The organism is Gilliamella sp. B2911 (assembly GCF_026536965.1).
Classification (GTDB): Bacteria; Pseudomonadota; Gammaproteobacteria; order Enterobacterales; family Orbaceae; genus Gilliamella; species Gilliamella apicola_E.
In genome coordinates this window covers 71,155-89,355 of the sequence record NZ_JAFNNA010000004.1, presented here as the reverse complement: position 1 = coordinate 89,355, position 18,201 = coordinate 71,155, and the positions used below count along the sequence as shown (strand labels likewise).

The window sequence follows — 18,201 nt, the reverse complement described above, 5'->3', positions numbered from 1 at the left end:
AAAGTTGAGGAGCGGGGTTTTTGAGGTTTAATTTAGCTGATTTTATGCTGATTAAAATAATCAATTATTGCTTGATTGACTGTTGAAGTTTTAATGTTTTTACGCCATATCAGATAAATATTTATTTTTAATTTTTTATCTTGGTTGTTGATCAACTTTTTATAGATAACACCATCGACTTTCACTTGTGTCATCGATTGTGGTAAAAGCATTATTGCTTTACCTAATGCAACTTCCAGTAGCATAGATAAATTATCAGCAAGTTCGGCACGACGATGTAGTGGGTGGTTTAAGCTATTGAAAACCTTTTCACACTGGTCGTAAAAAAATGGATTTAAATGTTGTTTAAACCAAAACAGTGGTAAATCAATCACATCATTAAGGTTAACTTTATCTTGTTTACTGCATGGGTGATGAGCTGGCAATACTAAGGTCATGGGTTCTTGATAGATTAGTATTGAGTTTTCAGTAAAATCTCTAGTTGAATAATCCGAAACAAAGGCAAAATCAATATTGCCTTTTTGTAACTCAAGTAGCAGCTCTTTAGAGGTATAGTTATGTTTATATATTTCTGTTTCATCACTAAATTTGGATAAAAACGATTTGAAATAAGGAATATAGTCAAAACTTAAGGTTTTAGTTGTTCCTATAATAACTTTTTCTAGATGCTTTGTTGATTTAACCATTGAACAAAGATCACTTAATAATTGTGTTACTTTAGATTTTAGTATTTCGCCTTCATTGGTTAATACAATATTGTGAGAGTTCCTTAAAAATAGTGTGCTTTGTAGGGTTTCTTCCAAATTTTTAATTTGAGTTGAAAGAGGAGGTTGGCTGATACCAAGTTTTTTGGCTGCGCCAGTAAAGCTAAGTTCTTCACAGACCGCAATGAAATATTGTAATTGCTTAATAGTCGGTAATCTTTTGCTGTAAATGTCCATAATTACACAGTTCTTAATACATCAATTAGTTTGGTGTCCAAATCGTCGTATAGTTTTTTAGCACGATAATCATTTAGTTATTATGAATGAGTTTTACATCTTTTGCTAATCATCATTTTTGGCTATACGATTTTCGTATAACAAAATATGTATTTTTAAATTAATTATTTGTCAGATAGTCTTCTTGAAAACTAATCAATCTTTATTATGAAATTTATGTTAAAAGAAGAAACAATACAGAAAAAATCCAGTCTAATTTTGTCAGCAATTTTAATTGTGCTATTGGTCGGTTCAGTTTATATAAGTCAACTTATCTTTCAAGAAATATCAAAAAGTTATCATATTGATATTTTAGAAGCGAGAAATGTGTTTAGTTTATCTTGTTTTTTTTATGCGATTTCTTTTTTTATTTATGGTCCACTCTCGGATAACGTTTCAACAAAGTTATTAGTTCTGATTGGTAGTATTGGTACCATTTGTTGTCTTATTTTATCGGTGATCGTTGATTGTTTTGATATATATCTGGTTGTTATGTCATTAATAGGCTTTTTTGCAGCTGCTGTTCCTGCTGCTCTGTTTGCTTATACCGCTAAAAACACGCCAAATCATAAGTTACCACAAGCAATGGGAATTATGATTTCAGCTTCAATTGTTGGCATCATTTTTAGCCGTAGTGTGATTGCGATGTTAACTGATTTTTGGTCTTGGCAGATTGCTTTTATCATTTATGCGGGATTAATCATTGTAGTATGTCTTTTTATTCCTTTTGGCATAAAGCAAACAACAAATCAATCTCCAACAACCAGTGTGATTGGTACGTATTTCTCTGCACTTAAATTATTTCTTGATAAAACTGTCTTTATTTTTTTAGTAATCGGTTTTTTACTATTTTTTGTTTATCTTGGAATATCTTCTTTACTCACTTTTTATTTGAAGGGCGAACCTTTTTACTTATCTTCAACCGTTTTAGGTTGGTTGAATTTTGCTGGTCTAAGTGCGGTTGTTGGAAGCATGATCACTGGTAAATTAACTCAAGTCATCAATGAAAAATACTTATTCATCATCTGTCTGTTAGCGGTATGTGTCTCGATTGTTACTATCGGATTTAGCTCATCATTATATGTTATTGGATTAGGTATTTTTTGTTTATTCCTATTCGTATTTGGTATTCAACCATTAGTTATTGCAATGCTAAATAAAATTGTACCAATCAGTTCTAGAGGTGCTATTTCGTCTTTATATCTTCTTGCTTGTTTGGCTGGCGGTAGTATTGGTACTTATTTACTCGGTATTGTTTATCAAAATAAAGCTTGGAATGGAGCCATAATACTTTGTGTCTTTTTGTCTATCGTTAATTTAATCCTAGCGTTAATTGCGATTCGATTAATTAAAAATAGTATTAAAAATTAATGTGTTATAAATAAGGAAATTAATAATGAAAAAATTTTTACTGCGTATGTTGATGTTTATATTTTGCTGTTTTTATGGAGGGTCATCTATGGCTGGTTTAACAAAGATTTCCTCAGACTTCAATGCTCCAACAGGAATCGCATTTGATAGTAAAGGGGAGATGTATGTGACAGATTGGTCAAATAATTCAATTTTGAAAATAAATGCTAATGGTAAAAAAGAGACTTTTTATTCAGGTATATCTTCACCAGCTGGAATAGTTTTTGATGCAAAAGATAATATGTATGTTTCATCTTATGGCGATGATTATATTTTAAAAATTAATCGTGATGGTAAATCACAAAAAATTTCTGATGGTTATCATACGCCTACCGGAATCGCTTTTTCTAATCAGGGGCAATTACTCATCACTAATCGTTCAACAGGTGAAATTGTTTCGCTTGATCTTCAAACAAAACAAAAAAATATTGTTGCTCGTGGATTAACTACACCAGTTGGCGTGACTCAATTAGCGGATAATAGTTTAGTTGTTTCTCAATACAGTGGACATCTAACTATGATCAGTCCAAATGGTATTCAAACGGAACTCGGCGCCGAATTTAGTCGCCCAGGTGTAGGTATTGTACGAATTGCACCAAATGTAGTGGCAGTGGTTGATAATGGTGCCGGTATGGTGCGAAAAATTGATGTACAAAGCAAAAAAGTGACGACATTAGTTTCGAACTTATCTCAAGCTGTTGCATTAGCTTATCATAATAGCCGTTATTACATTGGCACATGGGGTGACGGTAGTGTATATGAGTTTAATAACTAAATATTTATCACTAGCAATTATCTATCCTTGAAGGGATAGATAAAAAAGTTGAGGAGCGGGGTTTTTGAGGTCATTTTTTGAATGATTAAAAACATTTAAATTAATTTTAAACGTCATCCCTCTACTTTAACTGTATATTTTCCAACGTGCTGAGTGCATTTATTGAAGCAGTATTTAAATTATTTTTATGCTTATCTATTTCGAAGTCATTTCAATCAAGAGTATATTTAAATTTAACGTTATTGAAGGTATTTAAAAAGTTTTCAGATTTCATTCAATAATCACTCTTCCGCGAGTAATATCACTAATATTCTTTTTAAGTGTGAGCAAATTGTCTTGTGTGATAGCGATGCCGACTGTAACACCTTCTGCATCAAAATTTTGTTGTTCAATAATTGCATCGAGTTCCTTCAGTCGGTTTTCTATGATAGGCCACTCGTTATAGTAACAGTGAAATTCTAAGGTTGTTCTGGCAATAAGTTCTATTAATTCAGCTTGTTGTAAGCAATGGCTTGCTGAGCCACCATAAGCACGGATTAGTCCACCTGTACCTAATTTAATTCCGCCAAAGTAGCGAGTCACAACAACGACGACCTGATCGCAATCTTGTCCTTCAATAGCTGATAGAATAGGGCGCCCAGCAGTGCTGGTAGGTTCTCCATCATCATTGAAACGATATTGTTGTCCTATTTTCCATGCCCAACAGTTGTGAGTTGCATTTGGATCACTAATGCTATCAATAAATTGTGCAGCCTGCTCCGCATTTATAATGGGTGCCGCATTGACAATAAAGCGACTTTTTTTTATTTCTTCGGTTAATTCGGTTGGATTTGCTAATGTATAAGGCATACTTATTCTGGTAAAATCATTTTATTGAAACTAATAATACTCAGCAGAGTTGAAATGTCTATTAATTTAGCACAATTAAAACTTTCACAACAGCAATTAGCCAATCAGGTTAGCTTGGTGGATGATTTTAACCCAGCAATAAAATTGATTGGTGGGACGGATGTCGGTTTTGAACAAGGTGGCATGATAACTCGTGCTGCGATTGTGATATTGACATTTCCTGATTTTGAAGTGGTTGAATATAATATTGCTCGATTGGAAACAAATTTTCCTTATATTCCAGGATATTTGTCTTTTCGGGAGTATCCGGCATTGCTTAAAGCATGGCAACAGCTTAAGCACAAACCTGATTTGTTGTTGGTTGATGGGCAGGGTGTTGCTCATCCCAGACGATTAGGAATTGCAAGTCATTTAGGTTTATTGCTCGATATACCTACGATTGGTGTAGCAAAAAGAAAATTATGTGGACAATTCGAGCCTCAATCGAAAAAAGCGGGAAATGTAACGCCTTTGTTTGATAAGCAAGAACAGATAGGTTGGGTTTTACAAAGTAAGGATAATTGTAATCCGTTATTTGTTTCCGCAGGTCATAGAATCAGTCAGGACAGCGCATTACATTGGGTCAAACAATGTTTACGCGGTTACCGTTTGCCGGAGCCAACTCGTTGGGCTGATGCAATCGCGTCCAATAAGCCATTATTTAGAAAGTTTAGTCATGCCAAATAATCAGCTACCATTAAAAAAAGGTGGATTTACCTTTAAGCGTTTTTTTGTTGCTCATGATAAAAGTCCCATGAAAGTGACAACGGATAGTTGCTTGTTAGGTGCATGGGCACCAATTAAACCTGATGTACAAAATGTTTTAGATATTGGTACTGGGTGTGGCGTTATTGCATTGATGCTTGCCCAGCGTTTAGAAAACCATTCATGTCAAATTGATGCGATCGACATTGATCCGCAAGCGATTATGCAATGTCAGCAAAATAGCTTAAATGCTAATTTTCAAACGATCCGAGCATTAAATATCAATGTTAATCAATTTAGAATAGATGATAATGCTTGTTATGATTTGATTATAACTAATCCACCTTATTTCCAATCAGCAGTCGAATGTCGAAATACAGAACGTCAGTTGGCTCGTTATACCGAGAGTTTAAACTATCAGCAACTTATTGATGCGGTAATTCGTTTATTAAAATCAAATGGATTATTTTGTTTAGTATTACCTTATCATGTTGCAGATAAATTTAAACAGTTATGCGAGTTAAATAGGTTATTTTTATGCAGTGAAATGCAAGTAAAATATTCAGCTGATAAGGATTTTTCGTTGGCACTGATGGCCTTTTCATTTCATCAAAATGATAATTTCCTTAGTCAATCATTGTGTATGCGTGATGACCATGGGAGGTATTCTCAACCATTTAGAGAATTATTGGCTGATTTTTATCTGTTTCGTAAATAATGCCTTTTTGGTTATTGCGGAATAATGTAGAAGTATATTATCGCTATAATAGCTAGTATAACTATGGTTATGGCATAAATTTTGTCATGCAAATAACTGAAAGATGATAGATGCCTTTGTTTTCTTGCATAAAGGTAGAATAATAATCCAACACTATATAAGATCATGGATAGTAATAAATAAGACACTCCACCAGCATAGATTAACCAGAATCCATAAATTGAACCCAGTGTACCGATGAATAATAGATATTTTTTTCGTTGCCTTATAGATAGTTTAAACACGAATAATGCTGATAGTAGATAGGGGATGAGTACCATTGAAGTTGATAGCTGAATTAAGGTGTTGTAACCCGATTGATAAAAATGTGCCAAAATCATAAGTACACTAATTAAACTCGTTGTTAACCACAATGCATTAGCGGGTGTACTGTTTTTATTAAGTTTACCGAAACAACTAGGTACGGTATGTTGATTTCCTTGGCCAGAAAGGAACAGCATTTCAGCCGCTAACATTAACCAAGACAATAGTCCACCACTGACCGACACAATCAAACCAATGTTGATACATTTAGCTCCCCAACTACCTACAACATGTTCAATCACTAAGGCCATGGATGGATTTTTCATTTGTGCTAGTTCGTGTTGTGGGACGATCCCTAAAGATAGTACCGAAACACAGACTAATAATAGACTGGTAATAGCAAAACCAAAAAAGGTGGCTCGACTTATACTAATTATATTTTTAGCTCGAGCGGCATAAACTGTTGCACTTTCAATCCCTAAATAAACCCATACGGTATAAAGCATGGTATGTTTTACTTGACTGAGGATGGTTCCTAATTGAGGTGTCCCCCAAAAGTCCATGTTAAAAGTATCAACTTTAAACGCTAAAACGACACAAACAATAAATAGACAGATAGGCACAATTTTAGCTAATGTCACTAAACAATTAAGTAAGAATGCTTGATAGATGCCTTTTATGACAAAAAAATGGATAATCCATAAGAATATAAGTCCAGCCATCACAGCAGGAATAGTTGTGCCATTACCAAAATAATTGAAGCACTCAAATGAACCTAATGCGCTAAATAGGATAACTAAATAGCTGCCACATGACATCCATGCCGATATCCAATAGCCCCAAGCGGCATTAAAACCAATATAATCACCAAATCCTTCACGAACATAGCCATATAATCCTTCATTGATTTTGTAAAAACGAATTGAAAGATACTGAAAAATTCGCGTAAGCATAAACATGCCAAATAAGGTTATTACCCATGCAATTAAAATTGCACCTGCACCAGCCCCTTCGGCCATGTTTTGAGGAAGGCTAAAAATACCACTACCGACAATACTGCCCACTACCATTAATGTAAGTGGGAGTATGCCAAGCTTTTTTCTTACTGGCATATTCATATCGTTTTCTTATTTTAATTGTTCAGTTAAGTTTTAATTAAAATCGCAATGACATACAACTAACTCCGCCATCAATTTTGCGATATTCTGAGGTATCAACTTCGATGACTTGATAGCCAAGCGCTTCAATTTTAGCTTTAGTAATTGGATAACCAGCCGGCATGATGACTCGCTCATTAACCCAGATACAGTTAGCGGCATAACTCTCTTCTTCTGGTATTTCAATAATATTGAGATGTTGAAATTCTGGTTTAGTGATAAATTCACCCGCAGCTAATAAATTATTGTGTTCCAAATAGGCAAGTCCGGTTTTTAGATGTAATACTTTCTCTAAAGTCACCACTGAACCGGTTAGTCCGTATTTTTCTAAGATAGTAATCATTTGGTTGGCACCTTCTTGATTGGTACGAGCGGATAAACCAATGTAATAGTGATTCTCAACCATCATAATATCGCCCGCTTCAACAGTGCCAGGGGCGGTAATGTGTTCAACATTATTAGGATAAAATCGTTCAATAGTATCAACGATGATTTCTGTTTCTGCACGACGGCTTACTGCGCCAGGGCGAGTGATAATGGCGCAACAGGGCGTACATAACACGGCATCTTCAACAAAAACAGAATCTGGAAATCGTTCATCGGCAGGTAATATTGTGATATCGACATCGCATTGCTGTAATGCTCGAATGTAGTTGTTATGTTGATCAAGCGCTTTTTGATAGTCTGGTTTTCCTAAATTGGCAGAGGTTAATCCATTTATTAGGGATTTTGCAGGTGTTCTGGTGATGATATGGTTAAATTTTTTCATTTTTATTTATTTCTCTTTTTAATATTTATGCTTTATTTATGAATAATAATTCACATTAAATGGTTAATCAAGCAGTAATTTTGATTTATTATTCATTATTCATTTTTGGTTGGGTAGGGTAATGTTCGAATTGAAGGAATTGAGAAACTTTAAAGGTTTTAACTTTGTGTTTTATAGACATGTCATTAAGTTGTTCGCTTTATGACATGTCTATTATGTAATAAATTTGCATCAATTGAGATAATAAAATTAAGAGTTATTTTATTACTGTTAATAATTTATCTTGATTTGTTATTTCTGACATATCAGTTATTTCAATTGATTTGTACTCTTTGTGATTAGTGATAACAATTGGAGTGAGTAAATTATAGCCGTGATTTTTTAAATTAGTGATATCGAATTCAATAAGTTTATCACCTTTATAAATTTTATCTCCAGCTTTAACAAAAGCTTCAAAATATTTTCCTTCTAATTCAACTGTCTCAAGTCCTATATGTATCAGGAGTTCAATACCTGATTGTGATGTTAATCCAATCGCATGTTTGGTATGAAATAGGACACTAACCTCGCCATCAAAAGGTGCGTAAACAATACCTTGGGTTGGATAAATGGCAACGCCTTTTCCGATTATTTCTTCTGCAAATGTGGTGTCTGGTACATTTTTTATTGTTTCAACTTTGCCATTTAGTGGTGCATAGATATCTAGCGAAGCTTCAGATGCTTCTTCTTCATTAATGTTATCTCGTCTTTCCTGCAAATCGAATTTGAAGATTAATGTTAATGCAAAACTGACAATTAAAGTTATTATTCCACTAATTAAAATAGCATAAAATGCTTGTTTACTCCCTTGTTCTGATAAGTAAGTTGGTAGAGCAAAAATACTTGGTGCGGTAAAAGCATAGGTTTTGACATTCAAAAATGCTGCAATAATTCCGCCTACAGCTCCACCAATCATTGCTGCATATAAAGGTTTTTTTAACTTTAAGGTAATACCATATAATCCAGGTTCAGATATTCCAAAGAATGCTGAAATGCCAGTGGATAAGGCAATAGATTTATTTTGTTTGATTTTGTATTTCAACATCACTGCCATGATTGCACCAGTTTGTGCTAAGTTACTGATTAGCGCAAATGGTAGCCAAAAATTATCAAATCCATTAGTTTCAATGCTTTGAATGGCTGCTGGCATAAAAGCATAATGCATACCTGTCATCACAATTAATGGATTAAAGCCGGCAAGTAATCCCCCAGCAATAGGACCAGAAAAGTTAAATAGGTTAATTAGACCTTTAGATAAAAATTCGCCAATATAAAAACCTAAAGGAGCCAATATAATAAGCATTATTGGTACCGTGATAATTAAAACAATTAATGATTGAAAAATAGGCGTTAAAATTTTTGGCAAAAAGAGGGTTACAAATTTGTCAATGTAGCGCATGAGAAAAACCGAAAGAATAATTGGTATGATTGATGCGCTATAGTTCATATAGGGTACAGCTAGTCCTATAAAATTTAATGATGGCAAATTGTTTTCAGCACCAGCGAGTAGATTTGGCGCCATTAGCACGCCCGCTAAACACAGAGCGACAAATTCGTTGACATTGAATTTTCTTGCACTTGAAACCGCTAGTAAAAAGGGAAGAAAATAGAAAGCTGAATCACCAATCCATTTACAAATTTGAAATACTCCGCTTGTAGGCGGAAAACAATTGAATATTGTGATGAGTGAGAATATTACTTTCATCATTCCGGCACCGATGATAGCGGGTAAAATCGGGGAGAAAATTGAAGTAATAGTTTCGATAATGTTATTAAATACCCCTTTTAAGGTTATTTTAGGTTTGTTATGTTGAGGTTTTGAAATGTAGTTTTCTTTAGTTATATTTCCTAAAATGGTGTTGATTTCTTTTGTAATTACATCTACATTTTTTCCGATAATTATTTGAAACTGTGAGGGCGTTGTTTGTATATTAATAACGATGTTTAAATTTTTTATATTATCTATTTGAACTAGCTTTTCATCATTTAAGTTAAATCGAATTCGTGTCATGCAATTCCAAACTCGGATTATATTATTTTTACCGCCAACAAATTCGATAATTTGTTCTGCTAGTTTTTTATTATCCATTGCTTTATTCTCCTAAACTCTTCCCATTGGTAGCTATGACTTTTTTGTACCAGTGAAATGATTGTTTACGATAGCGTTTTTTGCTTCCTTCACCAGTATTATTAATATCGACGAAAACAAAGCCATAGCGTTTTTCCATTTCTTGAGTGGATGCACTAACTAAATCAATAGGTCCCCAGGCGCAGAATCCAAATACATCAACACCATCTTTTAAGCATTCGTTAATGGCAATGAGATGGGCTTTTAAATAAGTAATTCGATAATCGTCATTTACGGTTTCATTGATTAATTTGTCATGCATTCCTAAACCATTTTCCGCAATTAATATAGGTTTTTGGTATCTATCCCAGTAACAAGATAAACAGTTGTATAATCCTTTTGAGTCAATAGCCCATCCCCATGGAGTTGCATCAATGAATGGATTTTTCTTTGATGATGCATAAGATGTCGAGAATTCTCTTGATTGATCGACTGATACCATTTGTGAAAAATAGTAAGAGACAGCTAAAAAATCTAATGTATTATCTTTTAATAATGTTTTTTCCTGTTCAGACACTTCAATTGTTAAGTCATTATCAGCAAAATATCGGTTAATATATCCGGGATATTCTCCTCTGAATTGTACATCGGTATAGAAGTAGTTCAGCCTATTATGTTTTAAAGCTAATAGTATGTTATCAGGGTGTGCATTTTCTGGATATGCGGTTAAATCGGCTAACATAGAACCAATCTTGATGTTGAATTTTTGTTGCTTAGCATATTTTTTTACTAATGCACTTGCGACCATTTGGTTATGGACACCTTGAAATTTTGATAATTCATAATTATCGGTTTTATCAATGCAGGTTCCAATTGAAATAAAAGGTTCTATATGGACTAAGTTAATCTGATTTATTGGTATCCAGTATCGAACTCTGTCGTGATATCTGTCGAGAATGGTTTTTGCAAAGACTTCATATAGTGCAATCGTTTTTTTGTTTTCCCAACCACCAAGTTGTTCAGTGATATATAAGGGGATTTCATAATGCAGAATGGTTATAATTGGCTCCATTCCATTTTTTATTATTTCATTAATCAAATCATCATAAAATTTCAATCCTAATTCATTGGGTTTTGTTGTGTCGATAGTGGGGTAGATTCTAGCCCAGTTGATTGATATGCGAAGTGTTTTAAATCCCATTTCTTTTAAATATTTTAAATCACTTTTATAAGTATGATAAAAATCGATACCGTGTCGTTTTGGGTAATAACCATGTTTATCATTTTTAGCAAATTCAACTTGTTGTGAGGTCATATCACTTGCATGTAATTTTGTGTTGTCCTTATCTTTGTTATAAATAAATAAATCAGATAATCCAATCGTTTTACCATCTTCGTTCCATGCCCCTTCAATTTGATTTGCGGCAATAGCGCCACCCCATAAGAAGTCATTTGGAAATACTGTTTTTTTCATGTTATTTTTCCTTTTTATCTTTGCAAAAAAAATACCTAAAGTAGAATGCATAATTGCATCCACTTTAGGTATCGCCTATTTTATATAGTCACAATCCTAATAAGTTTGATCGTTGCTATCGGTAATTTATCTCAACGCTTTAGCGAGATGAGATTTATATCGCGCTTTTATTTAATTTTAGAGCTTTTAAGTTTCCTTAAATCAAAAAAAATACCTAAACCATGATGTAAAATTACATCTGCTTTAGGTATCGCCTATTTTTTTCTATAGTCACAATCCTATCAACATTGATTTTGGTATCGCCTGTCTTATCGACAGTAACAATCCTATCAATGTGTTATTCTATAAAGGTATACAAATAAGTAAAACCTCTCATCCTCTGCTACATGAATATTTTGTTTCTTTTCAATATAATTTACTATTTTATTTACACACTCATAGCATTTAATATCTTTTTGTTTCAGATCCTCGAAAAAAACGAGATCATTAGTGTGCTCTATATATTGATTATCGTTAAATATTCGTTCAATAAAAGTTTTCAAATGAGATATGAATCTATCATAATAAACACTATCTTTTTTCAGTTCAACAGAAAAATGAAACTCTACAATTTTTACAATTTCTTTTACCATTCTCGGTATATTTTGTGCTTCAAATTCACATGATAACAAACTATGTTGACCATTGACTAAGTGTAGGGTAATAAAGGTGGCTTCTTCATCATCAAAAATGATGTTTTCCGTTTCAAATATTAGGTCAATGATTTTTTTCGCTGTTGAATATTCTTTTGGGTAGATTTTTTTGATTTCATTTTTCAATGGATTAATAACATTTTTACCTAATTTGTTTCGTAATATAGCGTGGTAAAGATGATCGGCTAAAGTAAGATAAAAATATTCATTGAACTGGCAATCGAGATTTTTTGCCGCAAATCTTACTATTTTTTCGGTCAATTTTATGTAGTTATCAGGTACTTCGGATAGTGTGTTAACTAGAATTTGATGATTCATATCATTTAAGACAAATGTTTTTTCGATTCGTTTTTCATCAACACTATCGCCTTTACTGACGCCAAATCCCAGTCCATTGCCCATTAAAACAACTTCATGTCCGTTTTTATTCACCATGACAGCATTGTTGTTAAACTTTTTTAATATAATCATTACTTTACCTAAATAACTATAATTTAACAGGTATTGCTTATTCTTAATTATAGTAACAATGATAATGCAATAAGTATATATCTACTTAGTTACAAGAAGTAATAAAAGGTTAGTTTTAAATCGTAAATTAGAACAGTAGGGGAAAAGGGCAATAATTTGCCCTATTTATTATTCACCTTCAAAATCAATAAGAGTGAAACAATTAATGCCTAAATCAGTTAATTTTGTTTTCCCGTGTAAATCAGGTAAATTAATTACAAATGCCGCATCTTGAGCAATACCACCTGCTTTTTGGATTAATTTTGCGGTAGCTGCAACGGTGCCTCCAGTTGCGAGTAAATCGTCAATAATTAACACTCGTTCGTTAGGTTTGATCGCATCGCAATGCATTTCTAAGGTATCTGTACCGTATTCAAGTTGATACTCTTCTTTAAATACCTTACGCGGTAGTTTATTTGGTTTTCTTACCGGTACAAAACCAACGCCTAATGCTAACGCGAGTGGCGCTGCAAAGATAAAACCTCTAGCTTCGGTGCCAACCACTTTGTCGATTTTTTTATCTTTATAATGCTCAATTAAAAGATCGACTGATGTTTTAAATGCAATAGGGTTTTCAAGTAGACTGGTGATATCACGAAATAAGATACCTGGTTTAGGATAATTTGGTATTGTGATAATGCTATTTTTAATAAGTTCAAGTTTTGATTGAGTCATTTTAAATGTTCTCTAACTATTCTCTTCAAGAGCGACTAATTTTTTATTATATACCTTTGCACTTTAGACTGGCAATAAACAAACAGTTAACGCACCGTAAAATAGAGAGATTGGTTAGTTTAAGTACTAATAGGTGTTTTTTATCACGGTTTTACTTTTTACAACTTTTTACAATTAAATACATTATTTAGACAATTTATTTGGCGATTGATGAATAATTGAATAAACTTTATATAGGAAGGAAAATACTATGAAATTTATTAAAATATTTGTCATGTTAGGTTTTGTCTTGTCTAGTTTATTTAGCTATGCAACGACAATTCTACCAAGTTCACAAGTTTCACAAATTAACGTCCGTTCAGAATTGTCTTCACCTATTATTATGGCAGGAAGTGAAGAAACCAATTATTTAAAAGTTTCATTAACTGGTGAAAAAGCGAACTCTAATAAACATGTGCCGATCAATTTAGCGCTTGTTATTGATAAATCAGGTTCAATGCAAGGCGATCGCATAGTAAAAGCGAGAGAAGCTGCTATTTTTGCGGTTAATATGCTAAATGAAGAAGATACATTATCTATTGTTACTTATGATTATGATGCGAAAGTTATTGTTCCAGCAACTAAAGTAAAGAATAAAGAACAAATTATTAAACTAATCAATAAAAATTTAGTTGCAGGTGGAGGAACAGCCTTATTTGCAGGATTGAGTAAGGGAATAAAACAAGTTGAAAGCCAACTTACGAAAGATAAAGTTAATCGTATTATTTTGTTATCTGATGGTCAAGCCAATATAGGTCCTAGTTCAGTAGCTGAACTTTCTCAATTAGCTATTATTGCGGCTAAAAAGAATATTGCTATTACCACAATGGGGATCGGTTCAGATTATAATGAAATATTAATGTCATCTATCGCAAGTTATAGTGATGGTAATCATGTATTTGTTAATAATACTTTTGATCTTGAAAAAATGTTTGTTCACGAGTTTACTGACGTGATGTCCACGGTTGCTCAAAATGTTGTGATTACTATCCAATTGAAAGATGGCGTTAAACCAGTGCGTTTACTTGGTCGAGATGGTGTAATCAAAGGTAATCAAGTTACGATTAAAATGAATCAATTGTTTTCAAATCAAGAAAAATATGTACTGTTAGAAGTCATCCCTGAGGAAGGAAAAGTTGGCCAAAGTAAAACGTTAGCTCAAATTGATTTATCATATGACAATTTATTGAAAAATAAAGCTGAACACGAAACTCAATTTGTAAGCGTAGCGTATACCGATGATAAAAAGTTGGTCAAGGATTCAATGATTCAAGAAGTTTTAGCTGAATCAGAGATCCAGAAGGTAACCATTGAGAATGAAAAAGCCTTAGAGTATCACAATCTAGGTAGGTTCCAAGAAGCAGAAGATATTCTTATGGAAAATAGTAAAAAACTTAGCTCAATTTCAAATTCAGTATCCTCAGAAGAGGCAAAACAAAGATTAAGAGGCCAAATTGAAAAAAATAATATTATGGCTGATGCTGCTAAAGCTGATAAAGACGTTTTCAACAAAATTTCAGCTGAAAAGCAGTTTGAGTCAAAAAGCAATGTAATTAAGAAATAATTATGAAAAGATTAGCAACGATTTTATCTTTAATGATGTTAATAGCGTTTATAAGCTATTTAGGTTGGCGAAGTGTAGAACACGAAGTGTTATTACGAGAAAGCAACCAAATCTTACTCGCCAAAAGCCGTATAAATAATATCAAGTTATCGATTGAATCGTTGCTAAATCAGCGTCTATCTTATTTGAGTAGTTTGACACTTCAAATTAATGACGACAACGATAAAGCGGAAGATTTATTAGGATCTGAAACTGATATTAAAAATATTTTTATCATCAATAAAAATAAAATTTTATTTGTAAGTGATGTGTATGATTCGCAATGGCATAAGATAGTAGAATCCATCGCTTTAGATAATTCTGTTTTATTCAATCAACAAGATCATACTGAACAGTTTCAACCAAGTTCTGGTTGGTATCAAATGTATAACCACTTAATTTACTGGTCAATTCAATCGGATAATATTATTGGTTTTGAGCTTTCTAACATCAAGCTTTCTTTTGATATGATCAATTTATTAGATAAGCAAGCTTTTGATGATAATTTTAAATTATCCGATGGCGATAAACAGATTTATACCAATGGTGAAAAATCTGATAATGAAATTTTGATATCGCTTGACTATCCTTTACAAAATTGGCATTTAACCTATTATTATTTCTCCCCAAATGTTGTTAATTTGTATTTATTAGGTTCTGTTGTTATTGGTCTTTTCATTACCGTAATACTTGGATTGATTTTCTATAGCTATCGAGAATATACTCGAACATTGCGCTTAGCAAAGCAGCAGGTTAGTTTTGTTGGACAAGTTTCCCATGAATTTAAAACACCTCTAACCAATATCACACTATACTCTGAAATGTTATCTGAGTATCTAGAAGATGAGCCTGCGCCCATTCCTGATTATTTGCATGTAATCAGTGCTGAAAGTAAGAGATTAACTAGGCTAGTTCAAAATGTTTTAAGTTTTAATAAACCACTTAGTGTCAATATAAAACCAGTTAATTTAACCGAGCTAATCAACCAGATATATCATACCTTTAGTCCTATTTTAGAGGCAAAATCGTTACATCTTAATATCACTAATATTGCAAGTGATTGTATTGTTAATACGGATGAAGACAGTGTAATGCAAATTCTCAATAATTTTCTGAGTAATGCTGAAAAATATGCGTCTAAGGGCAAGCAAGTTGATTTATCTTTAACTAAATCGGGAAAACAGGTGATAATTACGGTTCGAGATTATGGTGAGGGCATTGCTAATCATTTATTAAAACAGATTTTTGATCCTTTTTATCGGGTTAGCTCATCCATAACCGAAGGGGTTTCAGGTACTGGAATAGGGTTGACGATTGCTAATCAGTTAGCTAATCAGATCAATGGTGAAATTAAAGTTATGAATCAGAATCCAGGAATTGCGTTTTCACTTATTTTAATGGAGTTAGAAAATGAAGATTTTAATTGCTGAAGACGATAAGCATATTCTTAATGGTATGTCAGATCTTCTAGAAAAAGAAGGTTATACGATTATCAAAGCAAATGATGGTAAAGTTGCACTTGAAATGTTTAATCAACATCAACCCGATTTTATTATTTTAGATATTATGATGCCTGAACTTGACGGTTATTCTGTTTGTTGTGAAATTCGTAAATTAAATGAGGATGTGCCAATTCTATTTTTATCTGCTAAAGATGAAGAGATCGACCGAGTAATTGGATTAGAGCTCGGTGCTGATGATTATATGAATAAGCCATTTGGTATTCATGAACTTAGGGCAAGAATCAAAGCAATAGCCAAACGTTACTTAAAATCAAAATATTCAAATAGCTCTAAAGAAGACTATTTTCAATTTGGTGATTTAAATGTCTATTCTTCCGAATTGTATGCAAAAAGAAACGATCAGGTTATCGAATTAACCTTAAGAGAAATTAAGATTTTAGAGTGTTTATATCAATTTAAAAATCAGGTTGTTACTCGAGATATGCTTTTTGATTATGTTTGGGGATATGATTTTTTACCTAATAGCAGAACGCTCGATCAACATATTTCAAAATTAAGAAAACAAATAGAAATTAATCCATGCACACCAACTTTAATTAAAACTGTTCATGGGATTGGTTATAAACATTAAATTTAATATAAATTTTATGAAGTTCAATTTTATTTTATGCAAGTAACATCTTAGATGTATTAGCTCAAACCCGAGCTGACAGTTACCCGTTTTTTATAGGTGTCTGTCAGCTATGCTAGGACAAGTCCTACTCAATTGTATCGGATTATTTGGGCAGACCCGCTCAGGCCTATGATGATAAAGGTGAGCTGGTTTGGCAGGTGGAATTTGACATCTATGGCAGAATACGAGAAGATACTTTTAACAATCAGTCGTTTATTCCATTCAGGCAACTTATATAAGCCAAGACCCTATCGGGCTAGCAGGAAACAATCCGAATTTTTATGCGTATGTTTTTGACAGCAATGTACAAGTTGATCCGCTCGGGTTAATGACTGTAACAAATACTGTTGATTTTACTGGGCATGCTGATCTATTTCCAACAACAGGAAATCAAAAAAATATTGTAACAATACAACTAACTGGTAGAAGAAGCTCTGATTTTACCCAGGCTTATAAAGAAGCCGGTATATCTGCTAAAGATGCTAAAGATTATACTTGGCATCATGTTGCGGATTTTGACCCAACAACAGGAAAATTTACAATGCAATTAGTAAAAACACAAACACATATTGATTCGTATCCACATAAGGGATCAGCAGGACAATTTGCAGATCATTTTGGTGTGAAATATGATAGTAAAGAAGCCGTCGAAATTTCTAAGAAACAAGGATGGCATCCTACATGTAAATAAAATATATTGAAGATACATTATAATGCAAAAATTTATAAATACAGGAATAAAATTAACCGAGTCTGATATTATGGATGTAAGTAAAAGAATGAATCTTAAATTTCCAAAAGATTTAGTTGAGCTATACATTCAATATAACGGAGGTGAAATTGAAGGAGAAAAATATTTTTATATAGATGAAGATAACGATGTAGATATTAGTGTTAAACTATTTTTACCCATGAAATATAAACAATCTGAAAACGATATTTTATTAGAAGAATTATATCAATCATTAGCGGTTGAAAAGAAATTAATTCCTTTATCTTATATACCTTTTGCTATTGATGATGGAGGATATCCATATTGCATTAATGCTAATGATGATAAGATATATATAGGATATTTAGAAGACTATGATGATAGTCCAGAATCAACAATACGTTTTATATCAGATTCATTAATAAAATTTATCAACGGGATGAAAACAGAAGATGAAGCTTATAATTTATAATAAATAATAACAACAAGCCAATCCAAAAGTTAGATTGTTTTTGTCATTTTGTGGTAAAGCCTAAATTCTTATTATT

Annotated in this window: 17 protein-coding genes; 9 read left to right on the top strand and 8 right to left on the bottom strand. The window is 32.7% G+C overall.

The features are described 5' to 3' along the window. Nucleotides 1-32 precede the first annotated feature (32 nt). The gene (locus tag J3U27_RS05225) at nucleotides 33-941 is read right to left on the bottom strand and encodes a LysR family transcriptional regulator (RefSeq protein ID WP_267377004.1); all 909 of its coding nucleotides are present in this window, start codon (nucleotides 939-941) and stop codon (nucleotides 33-35) included. Nucleotides 942-1,157: 216 nt separating this feature from the next. Here J3U27_RS05225 and J3U27_RS05220 point away from each other — a divergent pair, with 216 nt between their 5' ends. Both J3U27_RS05220 and J3U27_RS05215 read left to right on the top strand, forming a co-directional pair. After that, nucleotides 1,158-2,351 (top strand): MFS transporter, encoded by a 1,194-nt coding sequence (locus J3U27_RS05220; RefSeq protein ID WP_267377003.1) that lies wholly within the window; start codon nucleotides 1,158-1,160, stop codon nucleotides 2,349-2,351. An 88-nt stretch (nucleotides 2,352-2,439) separates the two neighbouring features. Next, nucleotides 2,440-3,165, top strand: a complete 726-nt coding sequence (locus J3U27_RS05215) for a serine/threonine protein kinase (protein WP_267377002.1) — start codon at nucleotides 2,440-2,442, stop codon at nucleotides 3,163-3,165. Nucleotides 3,166-3,435: 270 nt separating this feature from the next. Here J3U27_RS05215 and J3U27_RS05210 read toward each other — a convergent pair whose 3' ends face one another. Then, nucleotides 3,436-4,014, bottom strand: a complete 579-nt coding sequence (locus J3U27_RS05210) for an IMPACT family protein (protein WP_267342705.1) — start codon at nucleotides 4,012-4,014, stop codon at nucleotides 3,436-3,438. Nucleotides 4,015-4,074: 60 nt separating this feature from the next. Here J3U27_RS05210 and nfi point away from each other — a divergent pair, with 60 nt between their 5' ends. Then, nucleotides 4,075-4,740, top strand: coding sequence for a deoxyribonuclease V (nfi, locus tag J3U27_RS05205; RefSeq protein WP_065563507.1), 666 nt, complete (start codon nucleotides 4,075-4,077; stop codon nucleotides 4,738-4,740). Next, a complete protein-coding gene (locus J3U27_RS05200) occupies nucleotides 4,730-5,476 on the top strand; it encodes a tRNA1(Val) (adenine(37)-N6)-methyltransferase (RefSeq protein WP_267377001.1) in 747 nt (248 codons plus the stop codon). The genes nfi and J3U27_RS05200 overlap by 11 nt, the downstream gene beginning before the upstream one ends. Before the next feature lie 11 nt (nucleotides 5,477-5,487). On the opposite strand, the gene J3U27_RS05195 is transcribed toward J3U27_RS05200, so the two are convergent. The 6 genes from J3U27_RS05195 to apt form a co-directional block, all read right to left on the bottom strand. Continuing rightward, entirely contained in the window at nucleotides 5,488-6,897 is a 1,410-nt protein-coding gene (locus J3U27_RS05195) for a basic amino acid/polyamine antiporter (protein ID WP_267377000.1), read from the bottom strand. Between the two features lie 37 nt (nucleotides 6,898-6,934). Next, complete coding sequence (gene ddaH / locus J3U27_RS05190; RefSeq protein ID WP_267376999.1) at nucleotides 6,935-7,705, bottom strand: dimethylargininase; 771 nt, start codon at nucleotides 7,703-7,705, stop codon at nucleotides 6,935-6,937. 256 nt (nucleotides 7,706-7,961) lie between these two features. After that, the gene (locus J3U27_RS05185) at nucleotides 7,962-9,833 is read right to left on the bottom strand and encodes a beta-glucoside-specific PTS transporter subunit IIABC (RefSeq protein WP_267376998.1); all 1,872 of its coding nucleotides are present in this window, start codon (nucleotides 9,831-9,833) and stop codon (nucleotides 7,962-7,964) included. A gap of 4 nt (nucleotides 9,834-9,837) precedes the next feature. Further along, complete coding sequence (locus J3U27_RS05180) at nucleotides 9,838-11,286, bottom strand: glycoside hydrolase family 1 protein (protein ID WP_267376997.1); 1,449 nt, start codon at nucleotides 11,284-11,286, stop codon at nucleotides 9,838-9,840. A 329-nt stretch (nucleotides 11,287-11,615) separates the two neighbouring features. Beyond that, the gene (locus J3U27_RS05175) at nucleotides 11,616-12,449 is read right to left on the bottom strand and encodes a PRD domain-containing protein (protein ID WP_267330327.1); all 834 of its coding nucleotides are present in this window, start codon (nucleotides 12,447-12,449) and stop codon (nucleotides 11,616-11,618) included. A 168-nt stretch (nucleotides 12,450-12,617) separates the two neighbouring features. Further along, nucleotides 12,618-13,163, bottom strand: coding sequence for an adenine phosphoribosyltransferase (gene apt, locus J3U27_RS05170; RefSeq protein ID WP_267330328.1), 546 nt, complete (start codon nucleotides 13,161-13,163; stop codon nucleotides 12,618-12,620). Between the two features lie 250 nt (nucleotides 13,164-13,413). Here apt and J3U27_RS05165 point away from each other — a divergent pair, with 250 nt between their 5' ends. The 5 genes from J3U27_RS05165 (at nucleotide 13,414) to J3U27_RS05145 (ending at nucleotide 18,125) form a co-directional block, all read left to right on the top strand. Then, nucleotides 13,414-14,766, top strand: coding sequence for a vWA domain-containing protein (locus J3U27_RS05165; RefSeq protein ID WP_267376996.1), 1,353 nt, complete (start codon nucleotides 13,414-13,416; stop codon nucleotides 14,764-14,766). Nucleotides 14,767-14,768: 2 nt separating this feature from the next. Continuing rightward, nucleotides 14,769-16,235 (top strand): sensor histidine kinase, encoded by a 1,467-nt coding sequence (locus J3U27_RS05160; RefSeq protein WP_267338610.1) that lies wholly within the window; start codon nucleotides 14,769-14,771, stop codon nucleotides 16,233-16,235. Then, entirely contained in the window at nucleotides 16,216-16,899 is a 684-nt protein-coding gene (locus J3U27_RS05155; protein WP_267376995.1) for a response regulator transcription factor, read from the top strand. Before J3U27_RS05160 ends, J3U27_RS05155 begins: the two co-directional genes overlap by 20 nt. A gap of 370 nt (nucleotides 16,900-17,269) precedes the next feature. Next, on the top strand, nucleotides 17,270-17,632 hold the full coding sequence (locus J3U27_RS05150; protein WP_267376994.1) for an HNH endonuclease: 363 nt from the start codon (nucleotides 17,270-17,272) through the stop codon (nucleotides 17,630-17,632). A 22-nt stretch (nucleotides 17,633-17,654) separates the two neighbouring features. After that, complete coding sequence (locus J3U27_RS05145) at nucleotides 17,655-18,125, top strand: SMI1/KNR4 family protein (protein ID WP_267376993.1); 471 nt, start codon at nucleotides 17,655-17,657, stop codon at nucleotides 18,123-18,125. Nucleotides 18,126-18,201 lie beyond the last annotated feature (76 nt).